At 65.4% G+C, this 11,333-nt stretch carries 6 protein-coding genes and 1 pseudogene; all 7 read left to right on the plus strand.

Features of this window, described 5'->3' with window-relative positions:
• The first annotated feature begins 90 nt into the window (after positions 1–90).
• Entirely contained in the window at positions 91–2,763 is a 2,673-nt protein-coding gene (locus NOV72_RS13535; RefSeq protein ID WP_106855084.1) for a winged helix-turn-helix domain-containing protein, read from the plus strand.
• A gap of 161 nt (positions 2,764–2,924) precedes the next feature.
• Entirely contained in the window at positions 2,925–4,049 is a 1,125-nt protein-coding gene (locus NOV72_RS13540) for a porin (RefSeq protein ID WP_106855085.1), read from the plus strand.
• Between the two features lie 13 nt (positions 4,050–4,062).
• Positions 4,063–5,739, plus strand: a complete 1,677-nt coding sequence (locus tag NOV72_RS13545; protein ID WP_106855086.1) for a fatty acid--CoA ligase — start codon at positions 4,063–4,065, stop codon at positions 5,737–5,739.
• A gap of 126 nt (positions 5,740–5,865) precedes the next feature.
• The gene (gene glgX / locus NOV72_RS13550) at positions 5,866–8,010 is read left to right on the plus strand and encodes a glycogen debranching protein GlgX (protein WP_106855087.1); all 2,145 of its coding nucleotides are present in this window, start codon (positions 5,866–5,868) and stop codon (positions 8,008–8,010) included.
• An 88-nt stretch (positions 8,011–8,098) separates the two neighbouring features.
• Positions 8,099–9,688, plus strand: a complete 1,590-nt coding sequence (locus tag NOV72_RS13555; RefSeq protein ID WP_106855088.1) for an aspartate:alanine exchanger family transporter — start codon at positions 8,099–8,101, stop codon at positions 9,686–9,688.
• A gap of 44 nt (positions 9,689–9,732) precedes the next feature.
• The gene (locus NOV72_RS13560; protein WP_106855089.1) at positions 9,733–10,728 is read left to right on the plus strand and encodes a 2-hydroxyacid dehydrogenase; all 996 of its coding nucleotides are present in this window, start codon (positions 9,733–9,735) and stop codon (positions 10,726–10,728) included.
• A 348-nt stretch (positions 10,729–11,076) separates the two neighbouring features.
• Positions 11,077–11,333 (plus strand): annotated as a pseudogene (locus NOV72_RS13565) (hypothetical protein); the annotation flags it as partial.

The raw sequence follows: 11,333 nt of genomic DNA on the forward strand, positions 1-11,333 counted from the left end.
TCATCGTGCGCGCGCCCCTCTCGCGACGGGAGGGGCTTGACGCGTGCGCGCCATCCGAACCATGCTAGGCGGACTACAAAAAAGCGACCGATGCCCACCGATTCTCCCTCCACCGAACTCGTACTGAAGACGATGGCCCCGCGCGCGCCGTCGGGCCTGCTCGCGCGCGCGCGTCTCAACGCGGAAAGCGCCCGCAGCCAGATCGTGCTCGTGCAGGCGGGCGCGGGATACGGCAAGACCTCGCTGCTCGCGCAATGGCGGCGCGAGTTTCTGGCGCGCGGCGCGGCCGTCGCGTGGCTGCTCGCCGACGATCGCGACGACGCCGAGCGCTTTCTGCGCGCGCTCGTCCACGCGATCCGCACGGGCTGCGCGCGTCCCGGCTTCGGGCGAACCATCACCGAAAGCGCGGGCGCGCCGGGCGCGTTCGAACTCGCCACCGCGTGGCTCGCGGAACTGGCGCAGTTGTCGCTCGATGTCGTGCTGATCGTCGATGAAGCGGATCGGCTGCCCGCATCGGGCGCGCACATGCTCGATTACGTGATGCACAACGCGCCGCAGAATCTGCGCATCGTGACGGCGGGGCGGCAAGGCCTCGACAAGCCGGCGGCGGAATTGCTCGCGTACGGGCAGGCGGAACTCGTCGGTCCGGAGGCGCTGCGCTTTCGCGTCGACGACACCATCGCGCTCGTCACGCAGCGTTTCGGCACGCGCGTGGACGCCGATGCCTGCGCGCGCCTCTTCGAAATCACCGACGGCTGGCCGCTCGGCCTGCAACTCGCGCTCACCGCGATGGCGCGCGCACACGACCCGCGCGCGGCGCTCGACAACCTCGCGGCGGGGCCGCGCGGCTTGCGCGAGCCGCTCGTCGCGGCGCTGCTGAGCGAACTGTCGGCGGATGACGAACGCTTTCTCGTCGATATCAGCGTGGCGGACGTGCTGCACCCCGAGTTGTGCGCCGCGCTGACCGCCGCCGACGACGCCCCGCAGCGCCTCGCGCGTCTCGTGCGCGAAACGCCCGTGTTCGTCGCGGCGGAAGAGAGCGACTGGTGCCGCCTGCATCCGCTCGCGCGCGACGTCCTCCAGACGCGCCTCACCGCGCTGTCGGACGATGAGCGCGCGGCGCTGCATCGGCGTGCGGCGCGCTGGCTCGGCGCGCGCGGCATGCTCGAACAGGCCGCGCGTCATGCGCATGCGGCGGGCGAACGCGAGCACGCCTACGAGCTCGCGGAGCAGTCGCTGCACGACGCCGTCAAGCAAGGCCAGCTCGGCACCGTGCTCGACTGGCTGGAGCGCCTGCCGGAAGCGGAATTGGAGAAGCGTCCGCGGCTGTGCCTTGCCGTCGCGTGGGCGCTCGCGCTGGGCGAACGTCATCGCGAGGCGGAGCGTCAGGTCGAGCGCGTGCTGGCGTCGCCCGGCGCCGACGACGCCCTGCGCTACGAATGCGCGCTGATCATGAGCGCGGCCGCGTGGTACGCCGACGACCCCGACCGCTTCCTCACGCTCTTCGAGCCGTGGGCCGACACGCCGCCCGCGAAGGATTCCTGGCTCGCGCAGGCCCACGCGAACCGCCTCGCCGCCCGCGCGATGCTGCTCGGCGAGCCCGCTCAGGCGCGCAGGCTCCAGCAAGCGGTGACGCGCGCGCAGACCGGCAAGGGGCTCGGCTATGTCGTGCGCTGGGGCGATCACATGGTCGGCCTGACGTGGCTTCAGGAAGGGCAGGTGAAGCTCGCCGAAAGCGTGCTGCTGCCCGCGCTCGCGAGCGCCGAAGAGGATCTCGGCCGGCGTCATCCGCTGACGTGCATGTTCGCGGCGACGTGCGCATCGATCGCGTATGAAGACGATCGCATCGACGAGGCCGGCGCGCTGCTCGCCAATCGTCTCGACGTGCTCGAACATGCGGCGATGCCCGAAACGGTCATGCTCGCGTATCGCACGGCGGCGCGCATCGCGGCGTTGCGCGGCGACGAGCATCGCGCGCTCGATCTGCTCGAAATGCTTCACGCGATGGGCGTCGCGCGCAATCTGCCGCGTGTGTGCGCGACGAGTCTCGTCGAGCAGGTGCGGGCGCACGCGGGCCGTTACCGCGCGCAGACCTGCGACGCGCTCGTCGAGCGTATCGATGCGCTCGTCGATGAACATGGCGCCGCACGCCGTCCGATCTGGCGCCGCTCGATGCAGATGCTTCAATCGATGGCGCACGGCGGCGCGGCGCTCGCGCGGCAGGACTGGCAGGCCGCGATCGACCGGCTCGCGCACGCGGAGCAGCTCGCCGCGACGATGAAGCTCGGCCGTCAGCGCATCGAACTGATGGCCTTGCGCGCGTTCGCGCAGGAACATGCGACGGGCGACGGACACGCGTCGTTTCTCGAAGCCTTGAACCTCGCGCGGACCTATCACCTCGGGCGCGTGCTGATCGACGCGCATCCCGCGCTCGCGGACTGGGCGCGGCGTCTCAGCGAAACCGGCGGAACGGATCCGGGCGAGCGGCCCGCCGTGCCGCCGCATGTCGTGCGCGTGCCGCCGCGTTCCGGCGAAGGCGGCCCGCGCGCGCTGCCGAGCGTGATCCTCACGCCGAAGGAGCGCGAAATTCTCGAATTGCTCGCGCGCAATCTGAGCAACAAGGAAATCGCGCTCGCGGCGGCGGTCGGCGAAGGCACCGTCAAGTGGCATCTGAAGAATCTCTTCGGCAAGCTCGACGCCAGTTCGCGCAAGCACGCGGTGCGCCGCGCCATCGCCCTCGGTCTGCTCGAAGGCGTGCAATAGCGCTGCACGGCGCGCTTTTCGCAGGGTTTTCCCGCCTCTCTCGCAATCCCTACCCCTCCCTCCGCGAGAGGGGTTTCGCGCATTCCCGATGCGTATTCTTGCCTCCAGACGTCGCGGCCATATCGGCACGCGGTGCGCTCAAAACAAGATCGGGAGACTCGATGAAGCTCAGATTCGCCACTGCCGCAGGGCTCGCGCTGGCCGCCGGCGGCGCGCATGCGCAATCCACCGTGACGCTCTATGGCGTGCTCGACGCGGGCCTGCTGTACCAGAGCACGTCGGCGGCGACGTTCGCGCACAATGCGCCCGACACGGGAAAGGTGTACCGCTTCAAGGACGGCGGCATCTATTCGAGCATCTGGGGCCTGAAGGCAAGCGAGGATCTCGGCGGCGGCTACTTCGTCAACGTGAAGCTGCAAGGCTCGTTCGATTCGGGCACCGGCAAGAGCGGCCTGAGCGATACCCCCGGCGTCCCCGCGAGCTTCAATCAATACGCGACGGTCGGCGTGTCGGGCCCGTTCGGCACCTTCAACGCGGGCCGCCAGATCGTGCCGATGATCTGGGCGATGTACGACACCGACGTGCGCCGCGCGCAATACTTCGGCAGCGTGCTGACCGCATGGCTCGGGATGAACACTGCGGCGGGCTGGCCCGGCACGAGCACGAATGGCTCGATCGGCGCGCTCTATGACAGCAATGCGCTCGTTTATCAGTCGCCGGTGCTCGCGGGATTTTCGCTGTCGCTCGAATACGCGCCCGGCGGTACGGCGGGGCAGTTTCAGGGCGGCACGCGCGAATCGGCGGTGCTGAAGTACTCGAACTTCGGGCTCACGCTGTCCGCCGTCTACTACAACGGACACGACACGAACCCCGCGCCCGGCTCCGTGCCGACCGGGCTCAACAACAATCGCTTCATGTATTTCGGCGGCCTCTATACGACGCACGGCTTCTCGTTTTCGCTCTCGTATGCGAACGGCAAGAACCCGGCCGATTCGAGCCACGCGAACTTCGATCTGTACTCGGGCGGCATCGGCTACCGCTTTGCGCCCGATCTCAACGTGACGACCGGCGTCTACTACATCAAGGACAAGAACGAGTCGTCGAATCATTCGCTCGAATTCGCGATCGGCGCGGAATACAACCTGTCCAAGCGCACGCTCGCGTATGCGGAAGTCGGCCACGTGAACAATCGCGGCACGATGAACCAGATGATCGTGTACGGCCAGCCGACCGCGCCGGGCAAATCGACGACCGCGGCCATGCTCGGCCTGCGCCACAACTTCTGAAACTGGAGACACGATGCACGATCCGCAATTCGACCCGCATGCCGCGCCCGGCGCGTATGCGTACCCGCTGCTCATCAAGCAACTGCTGCACACGCCGCTCGCGCATGCGCCGGATCAGGAGATCGTGTATCGCGGCGAGATACGGCATTCGTATCGCACGTTCGCCGAGCGCGTCGCGCGCCTCGCGAATGCGCTCGACGCACTCGGCGCGAAGCACGGCAGCACGATCGCGATGATGGACTGGGATAGCCATCGCTATCTCGAATGCTATTTCGCCGTGCCGATGATGGGCGCGGTGCTGCAATCGGTGAACGCGCGGCTTTCGCAGGACGAGATTCTTTACACGCTCAATCATGCGGGCGCGGAGATTCTGATCCTGCATACGGACTTCGTGCCGCTGATCGATGCGATCAAGACGCGCCTCGAAACCGTGCGCGCGTTCGTCTGGATCGACGATCGAGGCGGCGCGATTGCCGAGCACGGCATCGCGTTCGCATGCGAATACGAAGCGATGCTGGCGGCGGCGCAACCCGTGCGCGAGTTCGCCGATTTCGACGAGAACACGCGCGCCACGACGTTCTATACGACCGGCACGACCGGCAAGCCGAAGGGCGTGTACTTCTCGCATCGCCAGCTCGTGCTGCATACGATTTCCGGCATGGCCGCGCTCGCGAGTCCGGCGAGCGGCCAGCGCCTTCATCGCGGCGATGTCTACATGCCGCTCACGCCGATGTTCCACGTCCACGCATGGGGCATGCCCTACATCGCGACGATGCTCGGCGTGAAGCAGGTCTATCCGGGCCGTTATGTGCCGCAGCGCATCGTGAGGCTGATCGAGGAAGAAGGCGTGACGTTCTCGCATTGCGTCGGCACGATCCTGCATATGTTGCTGACGTGCCCGGACGCCGAAGCCGTCGATCTGCGTCGCTGGAAAGTCGTGATCGGCGGCGGCGCGCTGACCGAAGGATTGGCGCGCGCGGCGCTCGGACGCGGCATCGACGTGTTCTCGGGATACGGCATGTCGGAGAGCGGGCCGCTGCTGAGCCTCGCGCAACTGCCGCCGGACGCGGACACGCTCGATCTCGACGAACAGGTGCGCCTGCGTTGCGCGACCGGCCGCGCGATTCCGCTCGTCGATCTGCGCGTGGTCGATGGCGCGATGCGCGAAGCGCCGCGCGACGGCCGGACGTGCGGCGAGATCGTCGTGCGCGCGCCGTGGCTCACGCAGGGTTATCTGAGGAATCGCGAGGCGTCCGCGCAGTTGTGGGATGGCGGCGCGCTGCACACGCAGGATATCGGTCATGTCGATGCGGCGGGGTATCTGCGCATCACCGACCGCGCGAAGGATGTGATCAAATCGGGCGGCGAATGGGTGTCGTCGCTGGAAGTCGAAAGCCTCATTTCGCAGTTGCCGGGCGTGGCGGAAGTCGCGGTGATCGGCGTGCCCGACGAGAAGTGGGGCGAACGTCCGCTCGCGCTCGTCGTGAAGAAGCCGGATTGCGCGACGCCGGTCACCGAAGAAGTGATCGCGCGCTATCTGCGCGGCATCGCGGAAACGGGGCGCATCTCGCGCTATGCGGTGCCGCGCGACGTATGTTTCGTCGATGAGATCAGCAAGACGAGCGTCGGCAAGATCGACAAGAAGACGCTCAGGACGCTTTTCGGCGTTCCGCGGACGGCGGGCGTCTGATTCGCAGGCGACGCGCCGGTTGCGCAATCGGAAACAATGGGAGCGATGCGCGTGCCGCTTGTAATCCGCGCCGTCTCACATATTCTTGCTCAGTGTGATGACCCGAAGAGGGGACGGCCGTGAGCGATGTTTCCGCAGCGTACGCATCTGCAAGACGCATCTCCGTGGGGATCGATCGTGCCCGGCCCTGAAGCGAATGCCGAAGGACGTTACCGCACGCGGCCCGGCTCGCGCTTTCCGCTCGGCGCGACGGTGTCGCCGGGCGGCGTCAACTTCTGCGTGTTCTGCCGGCGCGCGACGCGCGTCGAACTGCTGCTGTACGCATCGGAAGAAAGCGCCGAGCCGTTTCAGATCGTCGGCCTGACGCGCGACGCGAACCGCACGTATCTTTTCTGGCATGTTTTCGTGGAGGAGCTTCCGTTGCGCTGCTGCTATACGTGGCGCGCATACGGTCCGCTCGGCGTGCCGCAGATGAGCGACGACGCCGCGAGCCGCAAGGAACTGCTCGATCCGCACGCGCGCGGCGTGAGCGACCGCTTCTATCATCGGCACCACGCCGCCGACGCGAACGCGGCCGGGCACGCGTCGCTCAGGGGCATCGTGACCGAGCCGCTCGACCGGCCCGACGAGGACATCGAAATCCGCACGCTCGACGATGCGATCATCTACGAGCTGCATGTCGGCGGTTTTACACGGCATCCGTCGAGCGGCGTGCGTCATCCCGGCACGTTCGCGGGGCTCATCGAGAAAATCCCTTATTTGAAGGCGCTCGGCGTCACGCACGTCGAACTGTTGCCGGTCATGGCCTTCGACGAACAGGACATTCCCGCCTTCGCCGCCGACCTTGGCTTGCGCAATTACTGGGGCTACAGCACGCACAGCTTTTACAGCCCGCATCCGCGCTATTGCGTGGAGCGTTCGCGCGCGCCGCAGGAGTTCCGCGAATTCGTCGACGCCTTGCATGCGGCGGGCATTCGCGTGTTGCTCGATGTCGTGTTCAATCACACGTCGGAGGCGGGCAAGAACGGGCCGGTGATCCACTTCAAGGTCTTCGCCGACGAAGCCTTCTATCAGATCGATTCGAACGACGCGCGGCATTATCGCGACTACACCGGCTGCGGCAACACGCTCAACTGCAATCATCCGCTCGTGTCGGCGTTCATCATGCGCTGTCTCGAATACTGGGTTCGCGAACTCGACGTCGACGGATTCCGCTTCGATCTCGCGAGTGTCTTCGCGCGCGGCGAGCACGGCGAGCTGTTGAGCACGCCGCCTTTGCCGTGGGCGATGGAAGCGTCGCCGGTACTCGCGTGCGTGCCGCTGATCGCCGAGGCATGGGATGCGGGCGGCCTCTATCACGTCGGCTCGTTTCCGGGCATGACGTGGTCCGAGTGGAACGGGCGTTACCGCGACGTGATCCGGCGTTTCGTGCGCGGCGATCCGGGAATCATCGGCGACGTGTGCACGTGCATCGCGGGCAGCGCGGACCTCTATCAGGACGATGACAGGCTGCCCTCGAACAGCATCAATTTCGTGACTTGTCACGATGGCTTCACGTTGCGCGATCTCGTCAGCTACGAGGCGAAGCACAACGAGGCGAACGGCGAGCAGAATCGCGACGGCAACAACGACAATCTGTCGTGGAACTGCGGCGCGGAAGGCGAGACGGACGACCCTGCGATCATCGGCATGCGGCTTCGGCAGGCGCGCAACTTCCTGGCGATCCTGCTCCTGAGCCAGGGCGTGCCGATGCTGCTCGCCGGCGACGAAATCTTGCGCACGCAGCGCGGCAACAACAACGCGTTCTGCCAGGACAACGCGCTGTCATGGATCGACTGGCAACTCTCCGACGACGCACGCGACATGCTGCGCTTCGTGCGCGAGATGATCGCGTTGCGCAAGCGTCACGCGAGCCTGCGCCGCCGGCGTTTTCTGACGGGACAGCCCGCGAGCGGACAGACGCATCCCGATGTCGCATGGCACGGCGAACGCCTCGACGCGCCCGCGTGGCACGACCAAAACGCGCGTTTCGTGGCGCTCACGCTCGCAGGCCACGCGGCGGACGAGCCGATGCTGCATATCGCCTTCAACATGAACGACGACGCGCGTGAAATCGCGCTGCCCGTCCTCGACAATCGAAGCTGGCGGCGCATCGTGAATACGGCCGCCGAATCGCCGCAGGATATTGTTCCGGATGGCGAAACGGCATCGGCCGAACGCGGCGCATGCCGTGTCGAGGCGCGCAGCGTGGTCGTGTTCGAATCGCGCTGAAATGCGCGGCGGCGCTGGACTGCGCGCCGCAAAGCGCCTTTAATGTTCGTGTACTGCTGAGTTGCTTTGTCTACCCACAGGAGGCGGCATGGATGCAGTCAGGACCTTCCTCGAAAATCAGTCGCTTTTCGCGCTCTTCCTGACGATTGCGCTGGGTTATCTGATCGGCGAGATCAATATCAAGGGCGTGGCGCTGGGTTCGGGCGCGGTGCTGTTCGTCGGGCTCGCGATCGGTGCATTCGCGCCCAAGTCCGCGCCGCCGCCGCTTCTCGGCACGCTGGGACTGCTGCTGTTTCTTTATGGCATCGGCATTCAGTACGGCGCGCAGTTTTTTCACGGACTCACGAGCCGCGAGGGCGTGAAGGCGAATCTGGCGGCGTGCATCGGCGTGATCGTCGCGGGCCTGGCTTCGTGCGGCTTCATTCACTTCGGCATCAAGCTCGCCGATGCGCTCGGCATGTTCGCCGGCAGCGGCACCAGCACGGCGAGCCTGCAGGTCGCGATCGCATCGATGAAAAACAACGATGCCGCCGTGGCCTACAGCATCACGTATCCGTTCGGCGTCGCCGGTCCGATCCTGTTCATCTACCTGCTCAACGTGACGCTGAAGGTGAAGATTCAGAAGCCGCCGGCGAAGCTGATCGAAGCCGCGGAAATCGCGGTGAGAAACGCGAATCTCTTCGGTCTGAAGCTGTCGGAACTGGCGAGCCGCCTGCCTTCGGGCGTGGTGATCGCCGCGGTGAGGCGCGCGCATCACAATCAATTGCCGACAGCCGATTTCACCCTGCGCGCCGACGACGTGCTCCTCGCCACCGCCACCGACCGCCGTCTGCTCGAAGAAGCCACCGCGCTGTGCGGCGAGCTGCAGCCGGGACGTATGGCGAGTCATCGCGAAGACCTCGACTACATGCGCGTATTCGCATCGAATCGGGCGGTCGTCGGCATGGCGCTCGGCGACATTCGCTTTCCCGATGGCGTCAACTGCGCGATCGCGCACGTGCGCCGCGGCGACGCCGACATGCTTTCGACGCCCGATCTGATCCTCGAAGCGGGCGACCGCGTCGGACTGCTCGTCAATCGCGCGCATCAGGCGACCATGCGCACGTTCTTCGGCGATTCGATCAAGGGCACGGCCGATCTGAGCTTCATCTGCCTCGGCATCGGCGCGGCATTGGGCTTGCTCGTCGGCGCGATTCCGTTGCCGATTCCCGGCCTCGGCGCGTTCAGCCTCGGGCTCGCCGCGTTGCTGCTGGTCGCGCTGTGTCTCGGCAAGGCGCGGCGCAACGGGCCCTTCGTGTGGGTGATGCCGCTGTCCGCGAATCTCGTCGTGCGCAACCTCGGCCTCACGCTCTTTCTCGCGCAAGTGGGCATTTCCTGCGGGCCGAAGTTCGTCGCGACCGTGGCCACGGCCGGGCCGATACTGCTGATCTACGGCGCGGTCACGCTGCTGATTCTCGTGAGCGTCACGGCTATCTGTTGCCTGTGGATTTTCAGGCTGCCCTTCGATACGTCGATCGGCGTGATCTGCGGCGCAACCGGCAATCCGGCGATCCTCGCGTTCGCGAATCGCATCGCGCCGACGGATCAGCCCGACATCATGTACGCGATGATTTTCCCGTCGATGACCATCGTCAAAGTGCTTTTCGTGCAGATCGCCATATCGCTTGCCGCGGGTTAGGCGTTGCATCACCATGCCATCGAAATTTCGAAGAGGAGGCCATCATGGAAGTGGCGATCTATAGCTCGACGCCCTACGAGCGCGAATATCTCGACGAGGCGAACAAGCTCGAAAAGCACAAGCTCAGGTACCACGACATGTCGCTCGACATGGACACGGTCGAGCTCGCGGCGGGCTACGGCGTCGTCTGCATCTTTGTCAATGACAAGGCGGACGCCGAAGTGCTCGAAGCGCTGTACAAAGGCGGCACGCGCCTGATCGCGCTGCGTTGCACGGGCTTCAACAACGTCGATCTCGCCGCCGCCGCGAAGCTCGGCATCAAGGTGGTTCGCGTCGTCGACTATTCGCCGAACTCGGTGGCGGAGCACGCGGTCGCGCTGCTGCTCGCGATCAATCGCAAGGTGCATCGCGCATATAACCGCACCCGCGATTCGAACTTTTCGCTCGACGGCCTCATCGGTTTCGATCTGTACGGCAAGACGGTCGCGGTCGTGGGCACGGGCAAGATCGGCTGCGTCTTCGCGAAGATCATGCAGGGCTTCGGCTGCAATGTGATCGGATACGATCCGTATCCGTCGAAGGAATTCGCGGCGCTGGGACTGCAGTACGCGACGCCCGGCGAGATCGGCGAACGTGCGGACATCGTCGCGCTGTTCTGTCCGCTGACGCCGCAGACGTATCACGTCATCAATGCGGAGTCGCTCAAGCGCGCGAAGCCCGGTGCGTTGCTCGTCAACACGAGCCGCGGCGGGCTGATCGACACGGAAGCCGTCATCGAGGCGCTGAAGACGGGCCAGCTCGGCGGCCTCGCGATCGATGTCTATGAACAGGAGGCGGGACTTTTCTTTCGCGATCTGTCGAGCGAAATCATCACCGACGATATCTTTCAGCGGCTCGTTTCGTTTCCGAATGTGATCGTGACCGGGCATCAGGCGTATCTGACGCGCGAAGCATTGACGACGATCTGCGCGACCACGCTGCAAAGCATTACGGCCTTCGAGAAGAATCAGCCTCTGGAAAACGAAGTGAAGGTCAAATAGCGGCGTCCGTTCGTCGATGGCGATCATCGCTTTAGGCGGGTAATTAAAAGCCCGAAAACAATTGACGAACGGTCGAATAATTACCTGCGCCGCCATTCTTGCAATCGATGGGGGCTTCGCATATCTTCGAGAAGTCGATTCGATTCCTCAGTGTCGAAATCGTCGTCCCCGCAGCAGAGCCCGTCCATAACCCTATTTCAAGGATCGAAACACGGGCGACGCTTATCACGGACATCACTTTCATATCCTCACGAAATACGGAAAGTGTGCGCCAGGCGCCTTCGCGACCGCATGCCTTGCGAACAACGACGGCGTCGTGTATCAAAGGAATCAGTCAAGGGAGTCGCCATGAATTCAAGCAAATTGCGCGCGGGTTGCGCCATCGTGATCGCCATGATGGCGCTCGACGCGATCGCGCAGAGCAAGCCGATCGCGTATCCGTCCAAAGGTCAAAGCGCCCAGCAACAGCAAAGCGACGACGGCGCGTGCTATAGCTGGGCGAAGAGCAACACGGGCATCGACCCGGCGACCGCATCGGCGGCGCCGCCACCGCAAGGCGGTCCGGCTGTCGGCGGCGGCGAGCGCGTCGGCGGCGCGGCGCGCGG

Origin of the sequence: Caballeronia novacaledonica (assembly GCF_900258035.1) — a bacterium.
Taxonomy (GTDB): domain Bacteria; phylum Pseudomonadota; class Gammaproteobacteria; order Burkholderiales; family Burkholderiaceae; genus Caballeronia; species Caballeronia novacaledonica.